26 protein-coding genes are annotated in these 25,146 nt (G+C 67.0%); 21 read left to right on the top strand and 5 right to left on the bottom strand.

The genetic code is table 11. From position 1 onward, the window contains the following. The 4 genes from ACFRAU_RS22180 (at position 1) to ACFRAU_RS22165 (ending at position 3,653) form a co-directional block, all read left to right on the top strand. Positions 1–834 (top strand): exodeoxyribonuclease III, encoded by an 834-nt coding sequence (locus ACFRAU_RS22180; protein WP_378001497.1) that lies wholly within the window; start codon positions 1–3, stop codon positions 832–834. A gap of 18 nt (positions 835–852) precedes the next feature. Further along, positions 853–1,938, top strand: a complete 1,086-nt coding sequence (trpS, locus tag ACFRAU_RS22175; protein ID WP_378001496.1) for a tryptophan--tRNA ligase — start codon at positions 853–855, stop codon at positions 1,936–1,938. 4 nt (positions 1,939–1,942) lie between these two features. Continuing rightward, positions 1,943–2,551 carry a 2'-5' RNA ligase family protein gene (locus ACFRAU_RS22170; protein WP_377996915.1) on the top strand — a complete coding sequence of 203 codons (609 nt, stop codon included), beginning with the start codon at positions 1,943–1,945 and terminating at the stop codon, positions 2,549–2,551. Between the two features lie 88 nt (positions 2,552–2,639). Then, positions 2,640–3,653 (top strand): YihY/virulence factor BrkB family protein, encoded by a 1,014-nt coding sequence (locus ACFRAU_RS22165; RefSeq protein WP_378001503.1) that lies wholly within the window; start codon positions 2,640–2,642, stop codon positions 3,651–3,653. Here the strand turns inward: ACFRAU_RS22165 and ACFRAU_RS22160 are convergent. The 5 genes from ACFRAU_RS22160 to sdhC form a co-directional block, all read right to left on the bottom strand. Continuing rightward, positions 3,610–4,380, bottom strand: a complete 771-nt coding sequence (locus ACFRAU_RS22160; RefSeq protein WP_377996916.1) for an alpha/beta hydrolase family protein — start codon at positions 4,378–4,380, stop codon at positions 3,610–3,612. The genes ACFRAU_RS22165 and ACFRAU_RS22160 overlap by 44 nt on opposite strands. 124 nt (positions 4,381–4,504) lie before the next feature. Beyond that, positions 4,505–5,287, bottom strand: a complete 783-nt coding sequence (locus ACFRAU_RS22155; RefSeq protein ID WP_306921628.1) for a succinate dehydrogenase iron-sulfur subunit — start codon at positions 5,285–5,287, stop codon at positions 4,505–4,507. 1 nt (position 5,288) lies between these two features. Beyond that, entirely contained in the window at positions 5,289–7,091 is a 1,803-nt protein-coding gene (sdhA, locus tag ACFRAU_RS22150; RefSeq protein WP_377996917.1) for a succinate dehydrogenase flavoprotein subunit, read from the bottom strand. Positions 7,092–7,196: 105 nt separating this feature from the next. Continuing rightward, complete coding sequence (locus tag ACFRAU_RS22145; protein ID WP_377996918.1) at positions 7,197–7,688, bottom strand: succinate dehydrogenase hydrophobic membrane anchor subunit; 492 nt, start codon at positions 7,686–7,688, stop codon at positions 7,197–7,199. Positions 7,689–7,691: 3 nt separating this feature from the next. After that, entirely contained in the window at positions 7,692–8,072 is a 381-nt protein-coding gene (gene sdhC / locus ACFRAU_RS22140; RefSeq protein WP_076798412.1) for a succinate dehydrogenase, cytochrome b556 subunit, read from the bottom strand. A 257-nt stretch (positions 8,073–8,329) separates the two neighbouring features. Between sdhC and ACFRAU_RS22135 the strand changes: the two genes are divergently transcribed. The 17 genes from ACFRAU_RS22135 (at position 8,330) to ACFRAU_RS22055 (ending at position 25,071) form a co-directional block, all read left to right on the top strand. Then, entirely contained in the window at positions 8,330–9,463 is a 1,134-nt protein-coding gene (locus ACFRAU_RS22135; protein ID WP_378001495.1) for a mannose-1-phosphate guanylyltransferase, read from the top strand. Between the two features lie 76 nt (positions 9,464–9,539). Further along, positions 9,540–10,739 (top strand): amidohydrolase, encoded by a 1,200-nt coding sequence (locus ACFRAU_RS22130; protein WP_377996920.1) that lies wholly within the window; start codon positions 9,540–9,542, stop codon positions 10,737–10,739. A 152-nt stretch (positions 10,740–10,891) separates the two neighbouring features. Then, positions 10,892–11,326, top strand: coding sequence for a MarR family winged helix-turn-helix transcriptional regulator (locus tag ACFRAU_RS22125; protein ID WP_377996965.1), 435 nt, complete (start codon positions 10,892–10,894; stop codon positions 11,324–11,326). 61 nt (positions 11,327–11,387) lie between these two features. Beyond that, on the top strand, positions 11,388–11,819 hold the full coding sequence (locus tag ACFRAU_RS22120) for an organic hydroperoxide resistance protein (RefSeq protein WP_378001494.1): 432 nt from the start codon (positions 11,388–11,390) through the stop codon (positions 11,817–11,819). Next, positions 11,816–12,853, top strand: a complete 1,038-nt coding sequence (locus tag ACFRAU_RS22115; protein WP_378001493.1) for an NADP-dependent oxidoreductase — start codon at positions 11,816–11,818, stop codon at positions 12,851–12,853. The genes ACFRAU_RS22120 and ACFRAU_RS22115 overlap by 4 nt, the downstream gene beginning before the upstream one ends. 222 nt (positions 12,854–13,075) lie before the next feature. Beyond that, positions 13,076–13,477 (top strand): cytidine deaminase, encoded by a 402-nt coding sequence (locus tag ACFRAU_RS22110; RefSeq protein ID WP_378001502.1) that lies wholly within the window; start codon positions 13,076–13,078, stop codon positions 13,475–13,477. Then, a complete protein-coding gene (locus tag ACFRAU_RS22105) occupies positions 13,474–14,787 on the top strand; it encodes a thymidine phosphorylase (RefSeq protein WP_378001492.1) in 1,314 nt (437 codons plus the stop codon). The genes ACFRAU_RS22110 and ACFRAU_RS22105 overlap by 4 nt, the downstream gene beginning before the upstream one ends. Positions 14,788–14,789: 2 nt before the next feature. Next, positions 14,790–15,407 carry a DedA family protein gene (locus ACFRAU_RS22100; protein WP_378001491.1) on the top strand — a complete coding sequence of 206 codons (618 nt, stop codon included), beginning with the start codon at positions 14,790–14,792 and terminating at the stop codon, positions 15,405–15,407. Positions 15,408–15,508: 101 nt separating this feature from the next. Next, entirely contained in the window at positions 15,509–16,195 is a 687-nt protein-coding gene (locus ACFRAU_RS22095; RefSeq protein ID WP_378001490.1) for a DedA family protein, read from the top strand. Between the two features lie 87 nt (positions 16,196–16,282). Beyond that, positions 16,283–17,428, top strand: coding sequence for an adenosine deaminase (locus ACFRAU_RS22090; protein WP_378001489.1), 1,146 nt, complete (start codon positions 16,283–16,285; stop codon positions 17,426–17,428). Positions 17,429–17,510: 82 nt separating this feature from the next. Next, the gene (locus tag ACFRAU_RS22085) at positions 17,511–18,140 is read left to right on the top strand and encodes a MazG nucleotide pyrophosphohydrolase domain-containing protein (RefSeq protein WP_378001501.1); all 630 of its coding nucleotides are present in this window, start codon (positions 17,511–17,513) and stop codon (positions 18,138–18,140) included. Positions 18,141–18,261: 121 nt separating this feature from the next. Beyond that, positions 18,262–19,542 (top strand): phosphopyruvate hydratase, encoded by a 1,281-nt coding sequence (eno, locus tag ACFRAU_RS22080; protein WP_378001488.1) that lies wholly within the window; start codon positions 18,262–18,264, stop codon positions 19,540–19,542. Positions 19,543–19,629: 87 nt separating this feature from the next. After that, positions 19,630–20,421: a septum formation initiator family protein gene (locus ACFRAU_RS22075; RefSeq protein ID WP_378001487.1), complete on the top strand. Its 792-nt coding sequence runs from the start codon at positions 19,630–19,632 to the stop codon at positions 20,419–20,421. Between the two features lie 75 nt (positions 20,422–20,496). Continuing rightward, positions 20,497–21,198, top strand: coding sequence for a DUF501 domain-containing protein (locus tag ACFRAU_RS22070; protein WP_378001486.1), 702 nt, complete (start codon positions 20,497–20,499; stop codon positions 21,196–21,198). Further along, complete coding sequence (locus ACFRAU_RS22065; RefSeq protein ID WP_378001485.1) at positions 21,195–22,151, top strand: exopolyphosphatase; 957 nt, start codon at positions 21,195–21,197, stop codon at positions 22,149–22,151. Before ACFRAU_RS22070 ends, ACFRAU_RS22065 begins: the two co-directional genes overlap by 4 nt. 18 nt (positions 22,152–22,169) lie before the next feature. Next, positions 22,170–23,567 (top strand): S8 family serine peptidase, encoded by a 1,398-nt coding sequence (locus ACFRAU_RS22060; protein WP_377996976.1) that lies wholly within the window; start codon positions 22,170–22,172, stop codon positions 23,565–23,567. Positions 23,568–23,601: 34 nt separating this feature from the next. Then, positions 23,602–25,071, top strand: a complete 1,470-nt coding sequence (locus tag ACFRAU_RS22055; protein ID WP_377996977.1) for an NAD(P)/FAD-dependent oxidoreductase — start codon at positions 23,602–23,604, stop codon at positions 25,069–25,071. The last annotated feature ends 75 nt before the right edge of the window (positions 25,072–25,146 follow it).

Here is a 25,146-nt window from a genome sequence, read left to right as displayed (position 1 = left end):
GTGAGCTCGGCATTGAAGAAGGACCACCTTCGCATCGCAACAGTCAACGTCAACGGCCTCCGCGCTGCCTACAAGAAGGGCATGGCCGAGTGGCTCGCGACCCGCGAAGTGGACATCCTGACCCTGCAGGAAGTGCGCGCGCCTGACGCCATTGTCCGCCAGCTCATCGGCGAAGGGTGGCACATCCTGCACGCCGAAGCCGAGGCCAAGGGCCGCGCCGGCGTGGCCATCGCCTCCCGCGAGGAGCCCCTCGTCACCCGCGACCACATTGGCGACGACTACTTCGCCACGGCCGGCCGTTGGGTGGAGGCGGATTTCCGGGTCCGCGACGCCGAAGGCAACGCGTCGCAGCTGACCGTCGTGAGCGCCTACGTGCACTCCGGCGAGGCCGGCACCCCCAAGCAGGAGGACAAGTACCGCTTCCTGGATGTCATGAGCACCCGTCTGCCCGAGCTCACCAAACACAGCGATCATGCCCTGGTCACCGGTGACCTGAACGTGGGCCACACCGAGCTGGACATCAAGAACTGGAAGGGCAACGTCAAGCGTGCCGGCTTCCTGCCGGAGGAGCGCGCCTACTTTGACCGCTTCTTCGGTGCGGAGATCGGCTGGAAGGATGTTCACAGGGGCCTGGCGGGCAGCGTCAACGGCCCCTACACCTGGTGGTCTCAGCGCGGCCAGGCCTTCGACAACGACACCGGCTGGCGCATCGACTACCACCTGGCCACCCCCGCCCTCGCGGCCGCCGCAGTGCAGGCCGTCGTGGACCGGGCGCCGTCGTGGGACACCCGCTTCTCTGACCATGCCCCGCTGGTAGTGGACTACCGGCTCTAGTTCCAAAGGCTCCGACGAATGACCTCCACTTCCACCGTGACCGACGCAGCTGCGCAGCCCGAAGCAGCCAACGGAACCCAGCCGGCCGCCGGTATCCGGCACCGCATCCTGTCCGGCATGCAGCCCTCCGCCGATTCCCTGCACCTTGGCAACTATCTCGGCGCCCTCGTGAACTGGGTGCGGATGCAGGATGAGTACGACGCAATCTTCTTTATCCCGGACCTGCACGCCATCACCGTTCCGCAGGACCCGGCCGAGCTGGCCCGGCGGACGCGGGTCACGGCGGCGCAGTACATCGCCGGGGGCGTGGACGTGGACAAGTGCACGCTGTTCGTCCAGTCCCAGGTGCCCGAACACGCCCAGCTGGCCTGGGTGCTGAACTGCATCACGGGCTTCGGCGAAGCGTCCCGCATGACGCAGTTCAAGGACAAGGCCCACAAACAGGGCTCCGAGCACGCCAGCGTGGGCCTGTTCACCTACCCGATCCTGCAGGCCGCGGACATCCTTCTCTACCAGCCGCACGGCGTCCCCGTCGGCGAGGACCAGCGCCAGCACGTCGAGCTCAGCCGCGACCTCGCTGCACGCTTCAACACCCGCTTCGGCGAGACCTTTACCGTGCCCAAGCCCTTCATCCAGAAGGAGTCGGCGAAGATCTATGACCTGCAGAACCCCACCGCCAAGATGTCCAAGTCCGCGGAATCACCCGCCGGCCTGATCAATCTGCTCGACGAGCCCAAGGTCACGGCCAAGCGGATCAAGTCGGCGGTCACGGACACTGAGACGGAGATCCGCTTCGACCGGGAAACCAAGCCCGGCGTGTCCAACCTGCTGACAATCTACTCGGCCATCACCGGGAAGTCTGTGGACGCCCTCGTTGGCGAATACCAGGGCAAGATGTACGGCCACCTCAAGGTGGACCTCGCCGAAGTGGTGACCGAGCGGCTGACGCCGATCCGGGACCGGGCCAACGAACTGCTGGCGGACCCGGCGGAGCTGGACCGGCTGCTGGCCCACGGCGCCGACAAGGCCCGCGCAATCGCCTCCGCCACCCTCCAGGACGTCTACGCCAAGACTGGCTTCCTGCCGTATGCCGGAGCCCGCTAGCGAAATGCCGGCCCCCAAGCCCGCCAACAGCGGAGTCAGCGACGGAATGAGCCTCGGGGTTATTCTGGGCTTTCCGCCTGAAATCGCCGAGGAACTCCAGCGGTGGCGGGCATCTTTCGGGGACCCCATGGCCACCGTCATTCCGGCTCACATCACCCTCGTCACCACCACGCCCACGCATGACTGGGAAGCTGCCCGCGACCACGTGCGCGAGGTGGCCCGGACGCAGGTCCCGTTCATGGTGACCATCTGCGGAACGGGGTCCTTCCGGCCCGTTTCCCCGGTGGTGTTCATCAACGTGGAGGACGGCTTCCAGGAATGCGTCGACCTGCACGAAAAGCTACAGACCGGACCGCTCGAACGTGAGCTGCCGTTTGCCTACCATCCCCATGTGACCATCGCCCACGACGTCGCACCGGAAAGCCTCGATGAGGCCGAAACGGTGCTGAAGGACTACAGGGCAACCTTCCCGGTGGTTAGCATGGGACTCTACGAGCACGACACCGATGGTATTTGGCAGCTACGGGAAGAGCTTGACTTTGGTACCGAACCAGACGATGAACGGGACGCCCTCCGAGCAACAAACGCCGACGGAGCCACCGCTCCCCACTGAGCGTGCGAAGTTGAAGCTTGAGGTCATCCGCAAGCAGGTGGTGTGGGGCAAGGCCCGCCGGTCCGGCCAGGGGGCGTTGCCCCAGGTCATGGCCCTGGTCCAGTGGCTGCAGGCCAGGCTGAACGCCTTCCGCCCGATGCGGGCGTGGCAGCACTACACACGCCAGCACGGCCCGCTGATGAGCGCGGGCACCGGCTTCAACATGTTCTTCTCCATCACCGGCCTGCTGACCACCGGCTTCTCCATCGCGGGGCTGGCGCTCCGCGGCCAGCCTGCACTCCTGGACCGGATCGTTGCCAGCGTGGCCGAAAGTGCCCCGGGCCTGTTAAAGGTCGACGGCGGTGACGGGCTGGTGGATCCGAAGGACCTCCTGAACCCCGACGGTCTCGGCTGGACGGCAGTCATTGCCGCCATCGTCACCGTCATCACGTCCCTGGGCTGGATCGCCGGCCTGCGGGAGGGGCTCCGGGGAGTCATGATGCTCGGCCCGCTCAAGCTCAATCCCGTGATCATGAAACTGCACGACGCCGGAACACTGCTGCTGCTCGGCACCGCCCTGGTCATCAGCTCGGGTGCGTCCCTCGTGTTCGGCACCGCCGCGGGCTGGGCGATGGAGCAGCTCCGCCTGGACCCCGCCGTGGCAGGGCCGCTGGCGGCCCTGATCAAGATCGCCGTGCCGCTGGTACTGAACTGGATCACCGCGCTCATCATGTTCCGCCTGGCCGGCGGGCTCAGGCTCTCCCGGCAGGCGCTGCTGGAAGGAACCATCCTCGCGGGGGTGGGCACCACAGTCCTGCAGGTCTTCAGCACCGAACTGCTGGCGGGCGCCGGACGCAACCCCATCCTGGCGCCCTTCGCCATCATCATCGGGCTGCTGATCTGGTTCAACCTGGTCAGCCAGGTCTATCTTGTTTCCGCGTCCTGGTCGGCCATCCGTGAGGAGGACCTGAAGGCCGCTCCGGCTGCCAAAACCGCCGGCTGGGGGTCACGCCAGGTGCAGCCCGGAAAGACGCCCGTGGAGCGGCACCACCCGGCGGAGCACCCGCGCCCCGTGGGCGTCAGCGTCCGGCGTCGAGGTACTGGTCGGCCCACGCCGCGATAATCTTCGCGGCCCGCGCCGCCTGCCCCTTGCCGGTCAGCAGGTGGTCGCTGCCCTCCAGCGAGACGAAGTTCCGCGGGTGGCGGGCGGTCTGGAAAATCGTGCTGGCGTTCTCGATGCCCACGGTGTTGTCCGTGGGGGAGTGCAGGACCATCAGGGGCTTGTGCAGCCGCCGGATGCAGTCCGTGAGGTCGGCGTTCTCGAGGTCCTCCACGAAGTGCCGGCGGATCTCCACCCGCTTGCCGCCGAGGTCCACCTCGGCGCTGCCCTCGCTCAGGATCTTGTCCAGGGCCGCGTCGAAGACGTGCGCGACATGTTTGGGGGAGAAGGGCGCACCCACCGTGGCGACGGCATCGACCTCAGCGATTTCGGACGCGGCCGCAAGAACGGCGGCGCCGCCGAAGGAATGCCCCACCAGCAGCGAGATGGCACGGCCCTCCGCCCGCATGTACTCCGCCGCCCGGACCGTGTCCGCCACCTTGTGGCTGAAGGAGCCCGCGGACCACTGCCCGGCGGAGCCGCCGAGGCCCACGTTGTCGAAGCGGAGCATGCCGATCCCGTTGTCCGCCAGCGCCTTGCACATCCGGGACGCCGCGGGGCTGTCCTTGCCCAGCGTGAAGCCGTGCGAAAAGACGCCCCAGCCCTTCACCGGGCCTTCCGGCACATCGAGGATGCCGGACAACAGTTCGCCGGTGGTGCCTTCGAACGAAACTTTTTCGGAGCGGTGCATCTGTTCATTCCCTGGTGGTTGATACGAACGGCTTGGTTGGAGAAACAACGACGGCGCCGCTCACCGTACGTTTCCGCATGTGGTGAGCGACGCCGTCGTACTCTTTTGTCCGCTTAGAGCGGGCTCAGATCTTGCGGGCCAGGATGGCCTGCTTGACCTCTGCAATGGCCTGCGTGACCTGGATGCCGCGGGGGCATGCCTCGGAGCAGTTGAAGGTGGTGCGGCAGCGCCACACGCCTTCCTTGTCGTTGAGGATCTCCAGGCGCATGTCGCCGGCGTCGTCACGGGAGTCGAAGATGAAGCGGTGGGCGTTCACGATCGCTGCCGGACCGAAGTACTGGCCGTCGGTCCAGAACACGGGGCAGGACGACGTGCACGCGGCGCACAGGATGCACTTGGTGGTGTCGTCGAAGCGCTCACGGTCCTCGGCGGACTGCAGGCGTTCCTTCGTGGGCTCGTGGCCCTTGTTGATGAGGAACGGCATGACTTCGCGGAAGGACTGGAAGAACGGCTCCATGTCCACGATCAGGTCCTTCTCCACCGGCAGGCCCTTGATGGGCTCAACGGTGATGGGCTTGGACGTGTCCAGGTCCTTCAGCAGGGTCTTGCAGGCGAGGCGGTTGCGGCCGTTGATGCGCATGGCATCGGAACCGCAGACGCCGTGGGCGCAGGAGCGGCGGAAGGAGACGCTGCCGTCCACTTCCCACTTGATCTTGTGCAGGGCGTCCAGCACGCGGTCCGTGCCGTACATGGTCAGCTTGAAGTCGTCCCAGCGGGCTTCGGCGGAAACCTCGGGGTCGTAGCGGCGGACGCGCAGGGTGATGTCGAACGTCGGGATTTCCCCGCCGCCGCCAACACCGGCGGGAAGTTCGATCTTGGAGGCTGGCTCAGCAAGTTCAGCGGACATATTAGTACTTCCTCACCATCGGCTCGTAGCGCGTAAAGACAACCGGCTTGGTGGCAAGCCGGACACCGGCGATTGCCTCCTCCGCGGAACCGTCGGCCGGTGCGTGGTCTTCTTTGTACGCCATGGAGTGCTTCATGAATTTTTCGTCGTCGCGGTCCGGGAAGTCCTCGCGGAAGTGGCCGCCGCGGGATTCCTCACGGTGCAGGGCCGCCACGGTCATGACCCGAGCGAGCTCCAGCAGGAAGCCGAGCTCCACGGCCTCGAGCAGGTCCAGGTTGAAGCGCTTGCCCTTGTCCTGGACGCTGATGCGCTGGTACCGCTCCTCGAAGGACTCGATGTCCTTCAGGACCTGGTTCAGCGTGTCTGCCGTGCGGAACACCTGCATGTTGGCGTCCATGGTGTCCTGCAGTTCCTTGCGGATCGCGGCGACCTTTTCGGTGCCGTTCGCGTTGCGGGCCACATCCAGCAGGCGGATGGTGAAGTCTTCCGGGTTCTCCGGCAGTTCCACGAAGTCAGCCGTCTTGGCGTACTCGGCGGCGGCAATGCCGGCGCGTTTGCCGAACACGTTGATGTCCAGCAGGGAATTGGTGCCCAGACGGTTGGAGCCGTGCACGGACACGCAGGCCACCTCGCCGGCGGCGTAGAGGCCCGGAACCACGGTGTCGTTGTCCTGGAGGACCTCGGTGGTGATGTTCGTCGGGATGCCGCCCATGGCGTAGTGCGCCGTCGGGAAGACCGGGACCGGCTCCGTGTAGGGCTCGACGCCGAGGTAGGTGCGGGCGAACTCGGTGATGTCCGGCAGCTTGGCGTCGATGTGGGCCGGTTCAAGGTGCGTCAGGTCAAGGAGCACGTAATCCTTGTTCGGTCCGCAGCCGCGGCCTTCGCGGACCTCGTTGGCCATGGAGCGGGCCACGATGTCACGCGGGGCGAGGTCCTTAATCGTCGGGGCGTAGCGCTCCATGAAGCGTTCACCCTCGGAGTTACGGAGGATGGCGCCTTCACCGCGGGCGGCCTCGGACAGGAGGATGCCGAGGCCGGCGAGGCCGGTCGGGTGGAACTGGAAGAACTCCATGTCCTCCAGGGGGATGCCGCGCCGGAACGCGATGCCCATGCCGTCACCGGTCAGGGTGTGGGCATTCGAGGTGGTCTTGAAGACCTTGCCGGCGCCGCCGGAGGCGAACACCACGGACTTGGCCTGGAAGACGTGCAGCTCGCCGGAGGCGAGGTCGTAGGACACGACGCCGGCAACGCGCTTCTGCTTGAACGGCGTGCCGTCCTCGCGCACGGCGTCTTCCTCGACCGTCAGGAGGTCCAGGACGTAGTACTCGTTGTAGAACTCAACGTTGTGCTTGACGCAGTTTTGGTACAGGGTCTGGAGGATCATGTGGCCCGTGCGGTCCGCGGCGTAGCAGGCGCGGCGCACCGGAGCCTTGCCGTGGTCACGGGTGTGGCCGCCGAAGCGGCGCTGGTCGATGCGGCCCTCGGGCGTGCGGTTGAACGGCAGGCCCATCTTTTCGAGGTCCAGCACCGCGTCGATGGCCTCCTTGGCCATGACCTCGGCGGCGTCCTGGTCAACCAGGTAGTCGCCGCCCTTGATGGTGTCGAAGGTGTGCCATTCCCAGTTGTCTTCCTCGACATTGGCCAGGGCTGCACACATGCCGCCCTGCGCCGCACCCGTGTGGGAGCGGGTGGGGTACAGCTTGGTCAGTACTGCTGTTCGCGCACGCTGACCGGACTCGATCGCGGCGCGCATCCCGGCGCCACCGGCACCGACGATGACGACGTCGTACTTATGGACCTGCATACCAGACGCTCTTTCTCTCAAAATTCGCAATAAAACAGCGGGCGGCCTGGGCCGTCTCCGCACAAAATTGCGGCCCGCCAATGGATGGCGGGCCGCCACGGGATGCTACGCGGGGCAGAAGCCGCCGGGCAGCTGGACGCCGTTGACAACCGGGCACGGGTTGAAGGTGAAGATCACCAGGGTGCCGAGGATGATGATGACGGCGGAGGCTGCGTAGAGGACCATCTTGAGCCAGAAGCGGGTGGAGTCCTTCTCGGCGTAGTCGTTGATGATGGTGCGGACACCGTTGGTGCCGTGCAGCATGGCGAGCCACAGCATGGCCAGGTCCCAGAACTGCCAGAACGGATCTGCCCACTTGCCGGCAACGAAGCCAAAGTCGATGGCGTGGATGCCTTCGCCCACCAGGAGATTGACGATGAGGTGGCCGAAGATCAGCACAACCAGGACCACGCCGGAGAGGCGCATGAACAGCCAGGCCAGCATTTCGAAGTTGCCGCGAGAGTTGCCGTTGCGGCGGTACTTCGGGGCGATCTTGCCGGACTCGGGCTTGCCGCCGATCTGTCCGCTGCGCGGGGACTGGATCTCAGTTGCAGACATGGCTTAGTGACCTCCGAGCGCGAGGGACAGGTGGCGGATGGCGAAGGCGACCATGGTGACGACCCACAGGCCCAGCACCACCCACAGCATCTGGCGCTGGTACTTGGCGCCCTTCTTCCAGAAGTCGACGGCGATGATCCGCAGGCCGTTGAAGGCGTGGAACACGATCGCTGCGACGAGGCCCGTTTCACCCAGGGCCATCAGCGGGTTCTTGTAGGCACCGATCACGGCGGTGTAGGCCTCAGGCGACACCCTCACCAGTGAGGTGTCCAGCACATGGACCAACAAGAAGAAAAAGATCACTACACCAGTAATGCGGTGTCCAACCCAAGACCACATGCCTTCACGGCCGCGGTACAAGGTGCCAGCTGGTTTCGTCGGCACTGAATAAACCTCCCTGAACACAGCGGCGCTGGCGCGGGATCCACGCCGGGGGGAACGCCTGCTGCGAGAGCACTCGTAGCTCAGGCCTAAATCTAGGCTTCGCTCACAGCTTATTCAATTCAGGCGTTCCTTGCCCGCCACGTACTGTACGGATTTTCGGTTATTTTGAGACAAACACCACATCTGTTGCCACAGTATCCGCATGCGGCCCGCCGGCGAAAGGCCGCCCTGAGGTGCGTCGGCTAAAGTAGGGCCTGATGAGTAACGACAAAGTGACAAGCCAGGATTCACCTCTCAGCCGTTTTATCGCTGTGATTCCTGCGGGCGGTGTGGGGACCCGCCTCTGGCCTCTGTCACGAGCAGCAGCTCCCAAATTCCTTCACGACCTGACCGGTTCGGGCAGCACGCTTCTGCGTGCCACCTACGACCGCCTTGAACCGCTGGCCGGCAACCGCGTCCTTGTTGTCACTGGCGTGGCGCACCGTGCCGCCGTCTGCCGCCAGCTGCCCGAGGTGCAGGACGGCGACCTCGTGCTCGAGAGCGAACCGAAGGACTCCGGCGCCGCGATCGGCCTGGCCGCAGCCATCCTGCACCAGCGCGATCCGGACGTCATCATGGGCTCCTTTGCCGCGGACCAGGTGATCAGCCCCGATGGTCTCTTCCAGGACGCCGTGCGGGAAGCCATCCACACCGCCGCGGCCGGCAAGATCGTGACCATCGGCATCAAGCCGACCCACCCGTCCACCGGTTTCGGCTACATCCGGTCCGGCAACTCGCTGCACATCCCCGGGGCGCCCAGCGCCCAGGCTGTGGTGGAGTTCGTGGAGAAACCGGACGAGGACGTCGCCCAGCAGTACGTGGACAGCGGCGAGTACGTCTGGAACGCCGGCATGTTCGTGGCGCCCGTTTCCCTCATGCTCAAGCACCTGGAAGCGAACCAGCCGGAGCTTTTCAACGGCCTGCAGGAAATCGCCCAGGCGTGGGACACGCCGCAGCGTGACGGAGTCACCGCGCGTGTCTGGCCCACCCTGCCCAAGATCGCTATCGACTATGCAGTCGCCGAGCCCGCAGCGGCAGCCGGGGACGTCGCCGTCGTACCCGGTTCCTTCCGTTGGGACGACGTCGGCGACTTCGCCTCCGTGGGGCGGCTGAACAGCGCCAAGGAAGTGGACGAGGTGACGGTCCTCGGCGAGGGCGCCCGCGTCTTCACCGAAAACGCCAGCGGCGTGGTGGTCTCGGACACCAAGCGTGTCATCGCCCTGATCGGCATCAAGGACGTCGTCATCGTGGATACGCCGGATGCGCTCCTGGTGACCACCAAGCAGCACTCGCAGCGGGTGAAGCAGGCGGTCGACGCCCTGAAGGCCAGCGGCGACACCGACGTCCTCTAGTTCTCGGGAAAGCAAACAGGCCGTAACGCGGAGAAGGCGATGCAGCTAATCTTTCCGGCCTCGCTACAGTTGAGGTGTGCGCAATTACACTACTGAAGCTGAGCCCACCGCCCTGGTGGGGCCGTGGCTGGAGCCCCTGCTGCCGGAACTGATCGATTTTCGCCGTGACCTGCATGCGCACCCCGAACTGTCTTTCAGGGAATTCCGGACGACGGACAAGCTGGCCGAGCGGCTCGAGGCTGCAGGCCTCGAGCCCCGCCGGCTCGAGGGCACCGGCCTGACCGTTGACATCGGCGAGGGCCCGATCGCCACCGCGCTGCGCGGTGACATCGATGCCCTCCCGATCATCGAGGAAACGGGACTCCCGTTCGCCTCGAAGAACCACGGCGTCACGCACGCCTGCGGCCACGACGTGCACACCACCACCATGCTGGGCATCGCCCTGGTGCTGCACCGGATGCATCAGGAATCCCCGCTGGGCGGGACGGTGCGCATCATCTTCCAGCCCGCCGAGGAAACCATGCCCGGCGGAGCGCACTCCTGCATCGAGCAGGGCGTGCTGGAAGGTGTTCCCCGCATCCTGGCGCTGCACTGCGACCCGCGCATCGAAGTGGGCAAGATCGGCACCCGCATCGGCGCCATCACCTCGGCATCAGACACCATCCGGATTGAACTGTCCGGCCGCGGCGGGCACACCTCGCGCCCGCACCTGACCGAGGAGCTTGTTTTCGCGCTGGCGCAGATTGCCGTGAACGTGCCGGCCGTCCTGTCCCGCCGGGTGGACGTCCGCAGCGGCGTCTCGGTGGTGTGGGGGCACATCTCCGCCGGGTCGGCGCCCAACGCGATCCCCGGCACCGGGTACATGGCCGGAACCATGCGCTGCCTGGACCGCGATGCCTGGCACAGCGCCGGCGAACTGCTGGACGAAGTGGTGCACCAGGTGGCTGCGCCCTACGGCGTGGACGTGCGGCTGGAGCATACCCGGGGCGTTCCTCCCGTGGTCAACTCCGAACATGAGACGGCGCTGATCGAGGCTGCTGCGCGTGCCGAGATCGGCGAGGGCGCAGTGGTGCTGACGCCGCAGTCCATGGGCGGGGAGGACTTCGCCTGGTTCCTGGCCGAACTGCCCGGGGCCATGATGCGTCTCGGTACCAAGACCCCCGGCGGCGAGGAGTACGACCTGCACCGCGGCGACTACATCCTGGACGAGCGGGCCCTCGGCCTCGGCATCCAGGTCCTCACCGCCGCAGCGCTCCGCACCATCCGCGACCTCTAGCCCGCACAGCAAGCGCGAACGAACACTTAAGCCCCGCCCCCTCAGCGCGAACGCACACTTAAGCCCCGGACTCCGGGGCTTAAGTGTGCGTTCGCGCTCTCCTTTACGGAAGTAAGTTGTGCACAATTGAATTGCGCGCTACCGTTAAGGTCATGCCCGATGCTCCCCGTCTCGACCGCCAGGTGTGCTTTGCCCTCTACTCCGCCTCGCGGGCTGCCACGGCCGTCTACCGCCCGCTCCTTGAAGAGCTCGGCCTGACCTACCCCCAGTACCTCGTCATGCTGGTGCTCTGGGAGAACGAACCCCGCGGCGTGCGCGAACTGGGGGAGGAACTTGGCCTCGACTCCGGGACGCTCTCGCCCCTCCTGAAGCGCCTCGAAACGCTGGGCTTCGTGGAGCGGCGCCGGTCGGCCGAGGATGAGCGCAGGGTTGCCGTGCACCTGACCGGTGCCGGCAGAGCCTTGAGCAGCAAGGCCTCCGGCGTGCCGCAGCACCTCGCTGCCGCAGCGGGCCTGAGCCCCACGGAACTTGATCAGCTGCGCGCAACCCTCGGCAAGCTCACGGCAGCCCTGCACGGTTCGCTCTAGGCAGCCCCCGGCAAATGCCACCCCCCCAAACCACCTGACCTCCCAACCGGAAGGAAACACATTGAAGACCCTCTACACAGCCGAGGCCCTCGCCTCCGGCGAAGGCCGCGACGGATCTGCGCGGACCAGGGACGGCAAACTCGACGTCGACCTCGCCAGCCCGGTGGAGCTGGGCGGGAACGGCGAGGGCACCAACCCGGAGCAGCTGTTCGCCGCCGGGTATGCGGCGTGCTTCCACTCCGCCCTCCGCATGGTCGGCCGGCAGGCCCGGGCAGACCTCACGGACTCCGCCGTCGCAGCCAAGATCCACTTCGGTGCCCTCGAGGACCGCGAGGGCTACGGCCTGGCCGCCGAGCTGGAAATCGCCCTCCCCGCACTGGACCGCACCACCGCCGAGGCGCTCATGGCCAAGGCGCACAGCATCTGCCCGTACTCCAACGTGACGCGCGGCAACATGGACGTCGCACTGACGCTCGTGGAGTTCGCAGCGTGAGCGCCGGGGCAGCAGGGTCCGAAACGGCGTTGCCGGTGACCAGCCGCGAGATCCAGCTGGCCTCCCGGCCGGACGGGCGGCCCGTCCCGGAAAACTTCAGGCTCGCCGAAACGGCAGTCCCGGCCCTCACAGAGGGCCAGGTCCTGGTCCGGAACCTCTTCATCTCGGTGGACCCCTACATGCGCGGCCGCATGAACGACGCCAAATCCTATTCAGCGCCGTTTGCGCTGGACACAGCGCTCGACGGCGGTGCGGTGGGTGAGGTGATCGCGTCCCGGTCCGATGAGCGCAAGGTGGGGGACGTCGTCGTACATCAGCGCGGCTGGCGGGAGCATGCGGTGGTGGACGCGGAGCGGACAACTCCCGTGGATACAGAGCTCGCGCCGGCCTCGGCGTTCCTTGGTGCGCTGGGCATGACCGGACTCACCGCGTATGCAGGCCTGCTGAAGGTCGCGGAGTTCAAGCCCGGCGACGCCGTGTTCGTCTCGGGTGCCGCCGGAGCAGTGGGCTCGCTCGTGGGGCAGATCGCCAAGGCGATGGGGGCCTCAAAGGTGATTGGCAGCGCGGGCACACCGGAGAAGGTTGCCCGTCTGCTGGACCTGGGCTTCGACTCGGCGTTCAACTACCGCGATGCCCCCGTCCTGGACCAGCTGAAGGCAGCCGCGGGCAGTGAGGGAATCGACGTGTACTTCGACAACGTCGGCGGGGACCACCTCGAAGCCGCGCTGTCAGTCCTCAACGTCGGCGGCCGCGTGGCCATGTGCGGTGCGATCGCCCAGTACAACTCGACGGAGCCGCCGGCCGCGCCGCGCAACCTCGCCGTCGCGATCGGCAAGCAGCTCACGCTGCGCGGATTCCTCGTGGGCGGCCAGCGGCAGCATGCCGTCGAGTTCGCCGGGCGAATGGCCGGCTGGCTAGCCGACGGGACCGTCCGCTACGACGAGACTGTGGTCGACGGCCTGGAGAACGCGCCCCGGGCCTTCATGGACATGCTCGACGGCGGAAACACCGGGAAGATGCTCGTCCGCCTCTAGCCAGCACAACAGTCCCGGTGCCCGAACGGACTCTGCCCCGAGGGCGAACGCGCACTTAAGACCCGACACGCGGGGCTTAAGTGTGCGTTCGCGCCGGGCGTGTTAGCCGGACACGGAGCAGGACACTAAAGTGGCTCATGAGTGCGCTTCAGCGCACCCGGGTGCCGGCCAGCGGCATCCGTACGCCAAGGGGTGACGGCCGTGCAGAACGACGCCAACGCAATGGGCGCCATTATCGACTGGGCGGCCCTTGAAGGTGCCGCGCTCGAAGCCATGAAGAACGCCTACGCGCCCTACTCCAACTTTCCGGTGGGGGCCGCGGCCTTCACGGCGGACGGCCGGATTGTGAGCGGCTGCAATGTGGAGAATGCCAGCTACGGCCTGACGTTGTGCGCCGAGTGCGTCCTCGTGGGGAACCTGCAGATGACCGGCGGCGGCCTCCTGCGGGCCTTCTACTGCGTGGACGGCAGCGGCAACGTGCTCATGCCCTGCGGACGCTGCCGGCAGCTGCTCTACGAGTTCCGCGCACCTGGTATGGAGCTCATGACCACGCAGGGGATCAGGACCATGGACCAGGTGCTGCCCGACGCATTTGGCCCCGAACACCTGGAGGGAACCCGGTGACCCAAAGGACCGAGCCGTTCGACGCCGTCGACATCATCCGGACCAAGCGCGACAAGGGCGCGCTCAGCCCTGGGCAGATCGACTGGACCATCGACGCGTACACCCGCGGTGTCATCGCGGAGGAGCAGATGGCGGCCCTGAACATGGCCATCCTGCTTAACGGCATGGACCGTGCCGAGATCTCCCAATGGACCGCGGCAATGATCGCCTCGGGGGAGCGGATGAACTTCTCCGGCCTGCGGCGGCCCGACGGCGGCGTGAAAGTAACCACGGACAAGCACTCCACTGGCGGGGTGGGGGACAAGATCACCCTGCCGCTGGCGCCCCTCGTCGCGGTGTTCGGAGTGGCGGTGCCGCAGTTGTCCGGGCGCGGACTGGGCTTCACAGGCGGCACGCTGGACAAACTCGAGTCGATTCCGGGCTGGCGCGCGGCCCTGGGCAACGATGAAATCCTGGCCCAGCTCCAGGAGGTGGGCGCGGTGATCTGCGCCGCCGGTGCAGGGCTCGCCCCCGCGGACCGGAAGCTCTACGCGCTGCGCGACGTCACGGGCACCGTCGAGTCCATCCCGCTGCTTGCCTCGTCGATCATGAGCAAGAAGATCGCCGAGGGCACGGGCTCGCTCGTGCTGGACGTCAAGGTGGGCAGCGGGGCGTTCATGAAGGACGAGGCGGGCGCACGCGAACTGGCCGAGACCATGGTGGCCCTCGGCAAGGACGCCGGGGTGGAAACCGTGGCCCTGCTGACCAACATGGGCACCCCGCTGGGGCTCACCGCGGGCAACGCCATCGAGGTCGAGGAATCCGTCGAGGTCCTCGCCGGCGGCGGCCCGGAAGACGTCGTCGAACTGACCGTGAGGCTCGCGGCGGAGATGCTGCAGTGTGCCGGTGTTTCCGACGCCGATCCCGCCGCCGCGCTCCGGGACGGCAGGGCCATGGACATCTGGAACCGGATGATCGAGGCGCAGGGCGGCGACCCGCGCGCGAAGCTGCCGGTGGCCAAGGAGGCGGAAACCATCTACGCGCCCGCCGACGGTGTTCTTGTGGAGCTCGACGCCTTCGCCGTGGGCGTGGCCGCGTGGCGCCTCGGTGCCGGCCGGGCCCGCAAGGAAGACGCTGTCCAGGCAGCTGCGGGAGTCCGCCTGCACGCCAAGCCGGGCGCCGCCGTGCGCGCCGGTGAGCCGCTGATGACCCTGCTGACGGACACCCCGGAGAAGTTTGACCGGGCCAAGGAGGCACTCGAACACGCCGTCACCATCGCGCCGGAAGGCTCAAGGCCCGCCCAGCAGCTCATCATCGACCGCATTGCCTGACCGTGCAGGCCATCAATGACTTCATCCTCGCGGCCGCCGGGCAGCCCTGGGTTCTGTTCGTAGTCCTTGCCTGCTGCATCATCGACGGCTTCTTCCCGCCCATTCCCAGCGAATCGGTGGTGGTGGGACTCGCCGCTGTCGCCGCCACGGCGCACGTTCCCAACCCGTGGCTTCTTGCTGCGGTGGCGGGACTGGGCGCCTTCACGGGTGACAACGCCGCCTACCTCATCGGCCGCGGCGTGGGCACGCAGCGCTGGGGCTGGATGCGCGGGCCGCGGATGCAGCGGGCGTTCCGGTGGGCCGGGCGGGAGCTGCGCAAGCGGCCGGCGTCGCTGATCCTCGTGGCGCGGTTCGTCCCCATCGGCAGGGTGGCCGTCAACCTGACCGCGGGAGCCACCCACTATTCCCACGCGCGCTTCATCGGGCTGACTGTCCTTTCCGCCACCCTGTGGGCCTCGTATTCCGTGGCCATCGGGCTGTTCTTCGGCCAGTGGTTCGAGCAGAACCATCTGCTGGGGGCCGCGATTGCCATCGTTTGCGCCATTGTGCTGGGCATCCTGGTGGATCTCGGCATCAACCGGTTGCGGGGCCGTCTTCCGGACCCGTTCCAGGAAGGTTGACTTTCCAAGCAGGGCGTAGCGGACTATCCTCCCGCCATGCGACACTAAAGAGCGATTTGCGTCACTTCCCGTCTTGTTATAGTCCCTAGGAGCAGCACCGCGTGGAGTTTATTAATGATGCCGTGCTCCATGCAGCGGGTCAGTGGTGGATTTACCCCATCTTGCTCGTGTTTTTCTTCGTGGACGGGTTCGCCATGGTGGTCCCCAGCGAGACGCTTATCGTGGCGCTGGCGGCCTTTTCCCGCCACAGCGGTGAGCCCAACCTGTGGATCCTTGGCCTGACCGCCCTGACCGGCGCGATGGCCGGTGACAACATGGCCTACATGCTGGGCCGAAAGATCGGCCTGGAGCGCTGGAAATGGATGCGCCGGCCCAGGGTGCAGAAGGTATTCGGCTGGGCGCGCTATGAGCTGGAGAAGCGCGGCGCCGTACTGATCTTCACGGCCCGCTACATCCCGTGGGGGCGCGTCGCCGTGAACTACGTCGCCGGCACCACCGGCTATCCGCACCGCAGGTTTTTCCTGCTGGATGCCTTCGCCTGCTTCACCTGGGTGGGCTATTCGATAGGCATCGGCCTCGTGGCCAGCTCATTCCCGTGGCTGCACTCCAACCCGCTGCTGGGCGCCGGCATCGCCGTCGTGTTCGCCATCATCCTGGGCATCATCATCGACCATGCCCTCCGCTGGTGGCACAAACGGCTCGGCCGCAACGACGCCGCCGAAGCTCCAGCGGAGAGCACCGTGCCGGAAAAGGGCAACATCCCGGAAGAGCGCAGTCGCGTGGCTTAGCGGTGCCGCTGGGCAGCCGTCCCCACCGCCCGCCGTTACGCAATGGATGCGTTGGCATTGCCGCCGGTCCAACCCTAGAGTTGGTACGTGACTGAGCCAATCGTTGACGCCGCCCCTGCCCTTGACTTCGACCTGAAGAGCCTGCCCAAGGTATCCCTTCACGACCACCTGGACGGCGGCCTGCGCCCTGCCACCATTATTGAGCTGGCCGGGGCGGTGGGGCACACCCTCCCGTCCACCGACCCCACCGCGCTGGGCGAATGGTTCCGGGAATCCGCCAACTCCGGCTCGCTGGTCCGCTACCTTGAGACCTTCGACCACACTGTTGCCGTCATGCAGACGAAGGAAGGCCTGTTCCGCGTCGCCAAGGAGTTCGTCGAGGATCTGGCGGACGACGGCGTGGTGTACGGCGAAGTGCGCTGGGCGCCTGAGCAGCACCTCCAGAAGGGACTGACGCTGGACGAGGTGGTCGAAGCGGTCCAGGAAGGCCTCGAAGCCGGCGTGGACGCCGTAGCCGAGACCGGCCGCGAGATCCAGGTGGGCCAGCTGATCACGGCCATGCGCCATGCTGACCGCGGCCAGGAGATCGCGGAACTCGCCGTCCGGCACCGCGACAAGGGCGCCGTCGGGTTCGACATCGCCGGCGCCGAAGACGGCTTCCTGCCCTCGCGCTTCCGGGAGGCATTCACCTACCTGGCCGAAAACAACTTCCCTGCAACCGTGCACGCCGGCGAAGCCGCCGGACTGGACAGCATCCAGTCCGCCCTCGTTGACGGCCGCGCGCTTCGCCTGGGCCACGGGGTCCGCATCGCCGAGGACATCATGGTGGAGTTCGACGAGGACGACGCCGACGACGAGGACAGCGACAACATCGGCCTGGTCACCCTGGGCAACCTGTCCAGCTGGGTCCGTGACCGCGGCATCGCCCTGGAAATCTGCCCGTCCTCCAACCTGCAGACCGGCGCCATTGCCGGCTTCGGCGAGGGCATCGAAAGCCACCCGCTGGACATGCTGTACCAGCTGGGCTTCAACGTCACCATCAACACGGACAACCGGCTCATGAGCGGCGTGACGCTCACCGACGAGTTCGAACTGCTGGTGGAGACCTTCGACTACGACCTCGACGACCTGCTGGAGCTGACGCTGAACGCCGCCGAGGCATCCTTCCTGCCCCTGGAGGAAAAAGAAGCCCTCGTGGAGTACATCAACGACGCGTACGGCGACCTTGGCTGAAACTGTCCGGCAGCCTGAATCCGCCGACGAGGTGGGGGAACTGCTGGGGGTCATTGCCGCCCTGCGAGAGCACTGCCCCTGGATGGGCGCCCTCACCCACGAGTCGCTAGTGGAGTACCTGCTGGAGGAGGCCTATGAGGTGGCCGAGTCCATCGAGACCGGTGCGGATGAGGCTGAGCTGAAGGGTGAGCTGGGCGATGTGCTGCTCCAGGTGGTGCTGCACGCCCGGCTCGCCGAGGAGCGCGGCGTGTTCGGTTTCGGCGACGTCGCGCGCGGCCTCACCGGAAAGATGATCCGACGCAACCCGCATGTGTTTCGTCCGGACGGATCCCTCCAGGACTCCTTCCCCGCCACGGTGGAGGAGATCGTGCTCAAGTGGGATGCGGTGAAAAAGGCCGAAAGCCCGCAGCGCAGCACACCGTTCGACGGCATCCCGGCAGCTCTCCCCGCACTGGCCCAGGCCCAGAAAACCCTGGACCGGGCAGAACGGGCCGGGCTGCCGCCGCTGGTTGAGCCTGCCGAAACCCGGACTGTCGAAACCCCGGTGGTTGAGCTCACCGAAACAATGGAAACCGAAGCCGAGCTCGGCGAGCTGCTGCTCGCCGTCGTCCGTTCCGCCCGGAACAGGGGGTTCGACGCCGAGCGCGCCCTCCGCGGGGCCGTGCGGCGGTACCAGAACCGCTACCCGGAGACGACAGAACCCGGATCATGACGTCCGGGTTCTGGATAGGTTTCCGTAACGTGCACCACTCTCGACTACGCTAGTCCCTGACGAGGACGTCGAGATTTTTTCCGCAAGAACCCCCGTAATATCGCCCACAAGGAGCAAATCCATGGCGCTTATCGATGCCATCCACGCCCGCGAGATCCTCGATTCCCGTGGCAACCCCACCGTCGAAGTTGAAGTTCTCCTCTCCGACGGCCAGATCGGCCGCGCTGCCGTTCCGTCCGGCGCGTCCACCGGCGAGCACGAAGCCGTTGAACTGCGCGACGGCGACAAGGGCCGCTACCTCGGCAAGGGTGTCCAGAAGGCCGTTGACGCCGTCATCGACCAGATCGCCCCGGCCCTGACCGGCTTTGACGCCACCGACCAGCGCAGCATCGACCAGGCCATGATCGACCTGGACGGCACCGCCAACAAGGGCAAGCTGGGCGCGAACGCCATCCTGGGCGTTTCCCTGGCCGTCGCCAACGCCGCAGCAGCCTCCGCTGACCTGCCGCTGTACAAGTACCTGGGCGGCCCGAACGCCCACGTCCTGCCCGTTCCGCTGATGAACATCCTCAACGGCGGCTCGCACGCGGATTCCGACGTGGACATCCAGGAATTCATGATCGCCCCCATCGGCGCGGAGACCTTCTCCGAGGGCCTGCGCTGGGGCGTTGAGGTCTACCACAACCTCAAGTCCGTGCTGCAGCAGAAGGGCCTCTCCACCGGCCTTGGCGACGAGGGCGGCTTCGCCCCGAACCTGCCGTCCAACCGCGCCGCCCTGGACCTGATCCAGGAAGCCATCAAGAACGCCGGCTACACCCCGGGCACCGACATTGCCCTGGCCCTGGACGTCGCATCCTCGGAATTCTTCCAGGACGGCGCCTACCAGTTCGAGGGCAAGGCCCTGAGCGCCGCCGAGATGAGCGCCTACTACGCCGAGCTCGTTGCCGACTACCCGCTGGTTTCCATCGAGGACCCGCTGGACGAGAACGACTGGGATGGCTGGAAGATCCTCACCGACACCATCGGTGACAAGGTCCAGCTGGTGGGCGACGACCTGTTCGTCACCAACCCCGAGCGCCTGCAGCAGGGCATCGACGCCGCCACGGCCAACTCCCTGCTGGTCAAGGTCAACCAGATCGGTTCGCTGACCGAAACCCTGGATGCCGTTTCCCTGGCCCAGCGCTCCGGTTACACCACCATCACGTCGCACCGCTCCGGCGAAACCGAAGACACCACGATCGCCGACATCGCCGTTGCCACCAACGCCGGGCAGATCAAGACCGGTGCCCCGGCCCGCTCCGAGCGTGTTGCCAAGTACAACCAGCTGCTGCGCATCGAAGAGGAACTCGACGACGCCGCACGCTACGCCGGCCGCAGCGCGTTCCCGCGTTTCAAGGGCTAGTAGCCAAGCAAACAGCTGACCGGTGGCTATGGTGGAAAGACCATAGCCACCGGTTTTGTTTTTGGCGCCACACGTTACAGGAGTGTCATGGCTACCCGCCGTCCCAAAGTTCCCAGGGTGACCCCACCAGCACAGCAGTCCTCCACCGGATCAGCCGGGGGAGACGTCATCCAGGCGGACTTCGGCGGCCCGCGTTCGGATCCGGCCACCCATGGCGCCGGAACAGGCACCGGACACGGACACGCGGGCACGGGGGCGAAAGCAGCGGGCAGTGGGCCCGGTGCGAAGACTGGCCCTGGCGCCCAGGGCGGCACGGGTAGCAGGACCGGTACTGGCACCACCAACTCCAGGTCCACGGCTGCGGGCACAAAGGCCGGCGCGGGTACGAAGGCCGGTCCGGCCACAAAGACCGGCCCCGGAAAGGCAGGCGGCGGCCGCGGGAAGTCCGGCTCATCCGGCGTTGCGGCCGGGGAAGAGAACCTCGATCCCGTTCCTGCCAAGGCGTTTTCCGGCCGCATGCTGGCCCTGGCCGTGGTGATGGTAGCCATCACCATCATGCTGGCCCCCACTGTGAAGATCTTCATCGACAAGCGGGCTGAAATCGCTGCGCTGGAGTCGGACATCGCGGACAGCAAGACGGACCAGGACAATCTCAAACGGCAGGTCTCGCGCTGGCAGGATCCCAACTATGTCAAGCAGCAGGCGCGGGACCGCATTAACATGGTTATGCCGGGTGAGACGGGCTACTGGGTATTCGGCAGCGATCTGCCGGCCGGCGCAGCAGGCAGCCAGCCCAGTGCAGCAGAAACACAAGACCCTGCCGACGTGGCCTGGGTGGATTCCCTGTGGGAGTCCATCAGGCGCTCGGCAACAGACTAGGAGCGGCGCCCGCCGCGGGACTGTCCACCGGAAATTCGGGACAGCCAGATCCGGGCAGGAAGGACGGCCACGCCAGTGGACCACAACTCGGCAACCGCCCCCGGGGACTCCAGGCAGCCATCACCGGAGGACCTCGACGTGCTCAGCCGCCAGTTGGGAAGGCCGGTGCGCGACGTTGTGGAAATTCCGGCGCGCTGCATTTGCGGGAATCCGCTGGTGGCGGCAACATCACCGCGCCTCAGCAACGGAACCCCTTTCCCCACCACGTTCTACCTGACCCACCCGGTCATCACGTCGGCGGTTTCCCGTCTTGAAGCGGCCGGCCTTATGAACGACATGAATGACCGGCTTGCCGCCGACGAGTCCCTGGCGGCCTCCTACCGGGCAGCCCACGATGCGTATCTGGCAGCCCGCGCGGACATCGGAGCACGCTCCGGGATCGGCGGCGTCCCGGAGATCGACGGTGTCTCCGCCGGCGGCATGCCCACCCGCGTCAAGTGCCTGCACGTCCTGGTGGGACACTCGCTGGCCGCCGGGCCGGGCGTGAACCCGCTGGGCGACGAAGCCATCGCGGCCATCAGCGAATGGTGGACCGCAGACCGCTGCTACTGCGACGGCGCCTGGGACACGGCCGGCGAGGCGCCGTCCCGGGACCTCAGCCGCCACGGCCCGCAGGGCCTGCCGGACATCGTCGGCCGGCCGGCGCCCGTCCGCAAATCAAAGACTGACGGAGCCACAGAGACAGCCGACGTAGCCGCAACGGAGGCAGACGCATGACCCGGGTCGCCGCTATCGACTGCGGAACCAACTCCATCCGCCTGCTCATCGCCGACATTGACCGCGGCAACGGCGCCACGAAGCTCACCGACGTCGTGCGTGAAATGCGTGTGGTGCGGCTCGGCCAGGGCGTTGACGCCACCGGCGAACTGGCGCCCGAGGCGCTGGAACGCACCTTCGCAGCCACAGCCGACTATGCCGCGATGATCCGCCAGTACCAGGTCCGGAAGGTCCGCTTCGTGGCCACCTCGGCCAGCCGCGACGCCCGGAACCGCCAGGTCTTCGTGGACGGCGTCCGGAACCTCATCGGCGTGGAGCCCGAGGTGATCACCGGCCACGAGGAGGCCGCGCTGTCCTTCGACGGCGCCAGCAGCGTGCTGCCCTTTTCGGCAGAGGACAAGGTGCTGGTGGTGGACCTGGGCGGCGGCAGCACCGAGTTCGTGCTCGGCGACGCCAACGGCGTGATCGCCGCGAAGTCCGTGGACATCGGCTGTGTCCGGCTGACCGAACGCCACCTCAGGTCGGATCCGCCCACTGCCGAACAGATCGCCGCCGCGGAGGCCGACGTCGATGCCGCCATGACCGAAGCGGGACTGGACGTTCCGCTGGAACGCAGCACCGCCGTCGTCGGGGTTGCCGGCTCGATCACCACCATCACGGCGCATGCGCTCAAACTGCCCGAATACCTACCGGGATCCATCCACGGCGCCGAACTGTCCATCTCCGCCGTGCAGGCGGCGGCCACCGATCTGCTGCAGATGCCGCGGGCGCAGCGGGCGGAACTGCCCTACATGCACCCGGGCCGGGTGGACGTGATCGGCGCCGGCGCCCTGGTCTGGCGGCGCATCCTTACCCGCATGGGCGAGCTCAGCGGCGGCCGCATAATTACGGCCACGGCCAGCGAGCACGATATTCTGGACGGAATTGCCCTGAGTGCCGAGGCACCAAAGTAACCGAGTATTGGATCCTGAATGACCAGAGCAACAGCCCGGCTTAGCCGGACGGTCTCGGCTCTTCTGTCCGCGGTGCTTGCCGGTGGCATTGCCGCGTCGGCCGTCGCCACCGCCCCGGCCGCGCAGGCCGACTCCTGGCGGGACAAGGAGTACTGGCTCAAGGAAGCCGGCATCACCAAGGCCTGGGAAGTCTCCAAGGGCGCCAACGTGAAGGTCGCTGTTATTGACAGCGGCGTGGACGGCGGCCATCCCGACCTCAAGGGCGTGGTGGCCGGCGGCCATGACGTCTCCGGCGCCGGCGCCGCCGACGGCGAGAAGAGCATCGGCGCCAAGCCCGAGCACGGCACGCTCGTGGCCACCATGCTGGCGGGCCGCGGACACCAGCCGGCGAAGAAGGCCCCGGCCAGCGCCAAGCCTTCCCCGAGCGCCACCGCAACGGCCTCCAAAGCAATGCCGGACGGCATCATGGGCGTGGCACCAGAGGCGCAGATCCTCTCCGTTTCCACCTGGCTGGGATCGGCCAACCCCGGAGGCAAGAGCGACCAGGACCAGATCCCGGAAGCCGTGCGCTGGGCCGTGGACAACGGTGCCAAGGTCATCAACATTTCGCTGGGCAGCACGTCGCCTGAATGGCCGCAAAGCTGGGACGCCGCCTTCCTGTACGCCGAGCAGAAGGACGTGGTCATCGTGGCCGCGGCCGGAAACCGGGTGGGCGGCAACGTCCAGGTGGGGGCACCGGCAACCATCCCCGGCGTTCTGACCGTTGCGGGCCTGGACCGGAGCGGACAGGCGAGCACCGATTCCTCCTCCCAGGGAATCAGCATCGGTGTGGCAGCGCCTGCGGAGAAGCTTGCCGGCGGGCTGCCCGGCGGAAGCTACGCCGAATGGGCCGGCACGTCCGGCGCCACCCCCATCGTCTCCGGCGTTGCGGCGCTGATCCGCTCCAAGTGGCCCGAGATGAGCGCCAGGCAGGTCATCAACAGGATCGTCTCCACCGCCAAGGACGAGGGCGCGCCGGGCAAGGACCCGCTGTACGGCTTCGGCGTCCTCAACGCGGAGGCGGCCCTCAAGGACGATGTGGCGGAAACGAAGGCCAACCCGCTGGGCTCCATCGCCGACTGGATCCGCGTCCACCGACGCGGGAACCTCGCCACCCCCGCTCCCGAGCCGACGGCCCCTGCGCCCACCGCGCAAGCGACGCTGCCCAAGGCGACCGTGCCGGTTGCCGTGCCGCCGTCGCAGCTGGACAGTGCGCTGCCGGCGGCTGTGGTCATCGGGTTTGGCGGGCTTTTCCTAGCCATTATTGCGGCGGGCGCAGTGCAGCTGCGGCGGGCCTACCGGACCTCCGGCGGGGGAGCGGAGGAACCGGAAACCGGTGCCGTGACGAGGGTGGACCAGGCCGACCGGAGCAGTTAGTGAAGATTTTCACAAAGTACGGTACTCTGGAGTCATGGCAACCACCCCACAGCTCCAGGATCGTCCGCGTGTGCTCGTCGTCGGCGGCGGGTACGTCGGCCTCTACGTAGCCCTCAAACTGCAGAAGAAGATCGCGAACGCAGGCGGCATCGTCACCGTCGTTGATCCGCTGCCCTACATGACCTACCAGCCCTTCCTGCCGGAAGTTGCCGGTGGAAACATCGAGGCCCGCCACGCAGTGGTCTCGCACCGCCAGCACCTCAAGCAGAGCGAGCTCATCCAGGGCCGCGTGCTGTCCATCGACCACGCCAACCGCACGGCAGTGGTTGCCCCGGCTGACGGTGGCGACAACTTTGAGATTCCGTACTTCGACGTCGTGCTTTCCGCCGGCGCCATCACCCGCACGTTCCCCATCAAGGGCCTGGCGGACAAGGGCATCGGCCTGAAGACCATCGAGGAAGCCGTTGCGCTGCGCAACAAGGTCCTCGACCGCATCGAGCGCGGCTCCACCATGACCGACCCCGCCGAACGCGCCCGTGCGCTGACCTTCGTGGTGGTGGGTGGCGGCTTCGCCGGCATCGAGTGCATCACCGAAATGGAAGACCTCGCCCGCGCCGCGGTAAAGAACAACCCGCGCGTCAAGCAGGAGGAGATCCGCTTCGTCCTCGTCGAGGCCATGGGCCGCATCATGCCCGAGGTCACGGCACCGCAGGCCGAGTGGGTCGTGGAGCACCTCCGCAGCCGCGGCATCGAGGTCCTGCTGAACACCTCGCTGGACAACGCCGAGGGTTCCCTCAAGCTCATCAACCTGCCGGACAAGACGCCGGCGCAGGAATTCGAAACCGACACCCTCGTGTGGACTGCCGGTGTCCAGGCCAACCCCATGGTCCGCTCCACCGACTTCCCGCTGGAGCCCCGCGGCCGCGTCCGCGTCCTGCCGGACCTGCGCATCGGCGGCGACGAAGGCATCATCGACAACGCCTGGGCTGCCGGCGACATCGCCGCGGTTCCCGACCTCTCGGGCGGCGGCCTGCCGGACGGCACCTGCGTTCCCAACGCCCAGCACGCGCTGCGCCAGGCCAAGCGCCTCGCCAAGAACCTGTGGGCTTCCCGCTGGGACAAGCCGCTGGTGGACTACAAGCACAAGAACCTCGGTGCTGTGGCCGGCTTCGGCGAGTGGAAGGGTGTTGCCAACATCAACCTGCTCGGCCGCATCGGGCTCAAGGGCCCCCTCGCCTGGCTGGCACACCGCGGCTACCACGGCATGGCCATGCCGACGTTCGAGCGCAAGTTCCGCGTGGTCTTCAACTGGATCCTGAGCTTCTTCGCGGGCCGCGACACCACCCAGCTGCTGGACCTGGACAACCCGCGCGGTGCCTTCGTGGCCGCCGCCACCCCGGCGCCCAAGCCCGCTGCCGCTGCTCCGGCTGCGGCTCCGGCTGAGAAGGCCGCCGCGCCTGCCCAGGGCGGCGCCAAGGATGCTGTGACGGCCGAGGCCAAGTAGCAACAACGACGACGGCGGCCGTTCCCTTCCGGGGGAACGGCCGCTTTCGCGTTTCCCCGGGTGGGGGTAGGTCCT

It is taken from the genome of Arthrobacter sp. NPDC056691, assembly GCF_042791415.1.
Taxonomy (GTDB): domain Bacteria; phylum Actinomycetota; class Actinomycetes; order Actinomycetales; family Micrococcaceae; genus Arthrobacter.
The sequence above is the reverse complement of the archived record's forward strand: the minus strand, read 5'-3'. Positions and strand labels throughout refer to the sequence as shown.

Coding starts and splice junctions, on each gene's coding strand:
- trpS (WP_378001496.1), top strand. CDS start 853: ATGACCTCCACTTCCACCGTGACCGACGCAGCTGCGCAGCCCGAAGCA.
- ACFRAU_RS22170 (WP_377996915.1), top strand. CDS start 1,943: ATGCCGGCCCCCAAGCCCGCCAACAGCGGAGTCAGCGACGGAATGAGC.
- ACFRAU_RS22165 (WP_378001503.1), top strand. CDS start 2,640: ATGGCCCTGGTCCAGTGGCTGCAGGCCAGGCTGAACGCCTTCCGCCCG.
- ACFRAU_RS22160 (WP_377996916.1), bottom strand. CDS start 4,380: ATGCACCGCTCCGAAAAAGTTTCGTTCGAAGGCACCACCGGCGAACTG.
- ACFRAU_RS22155 (WP_306921628.1), bottom strand. CDS start 5,287: ATGTCCGCTGAACTTGCTGAGCCAGCCTCCAAGATCGAACTTCCCGCC.
- sdhA (WP_377996917.1), bottom strand. CDS start 7,091: ATGCAGGTCCATAAGTACGACGTCGTCATCGTCGGTGCCGGTGGCGCC.
- ACFRAU_RS22145 (WP_377996918.1), bottom strand. CDS start 7,688: ATGTCTGCAACTGAGATCCAGTCCCCGCGCAGCGGACAGATCGGCGGC.
- ACFRAU_RS22135 (WP_378001495.1), top strand. CDS start 8,330: ATGAGTAACGACAAAGTGACAAGCCAGGATTCACCTCTCAGCCGTTTT.
- ACFRAU_RS22125 (WP_377996965.1), top strand. CDS start 10,892: ATGCCCGATGCTCCCCGTCTCGACCGCCAGGTGTGCTTTGCCCTCTAC.
- ACFRAU_RS22110 (WP_378001502.1), top strand. CDS start 13,076: ATGGGCGCCATTATCGACTGGGCGGCCCTTGAAGGTGCCGCGCTCGAA.
- ACFRAU_RS22085 (WP_378001501.1), top strand. CDS start 17,511: ATGGGCGCCCTCACCCACGAGTCGCTAGTGGAGTACCTGCTGGAGGAG.
- eno (WP_378001488.1), top strand. CDS start 18,262: ATGGCGCTTATCGATGCCATCCACGCCCGCGAGATCCTCGATTCCCGT.
- ACFRAU_RS22075 (WP_378001487.1), top strand. CDS start 19,630: ATGGCTACCCGCCGTCCCAAAGTTCCCAGGGTGACCCCACCAGCACAG.
- ACFRAU_RS22065 (WP_378001485.1), top strand. CDS start 21,195: ATGACCCGGGTCGCCGCTATCGACTGCGGAACCAACTCCATCCGCCTG.
- ACFRAU_RS22060 (WP_377996976.1), top strand. CDS start 22,170: ATGACCAGAGCAACAGCCCGGCTTAGCCGGACGGTCTCGGCTCTTCTG.
- ACFRAU_RS22055 (WP_377996977.1), top strand. CDS start 23,602: ATGGCAACCACCCCACAGCTCCAGGATCGTCCGCGTGTGCTCGTCGTC.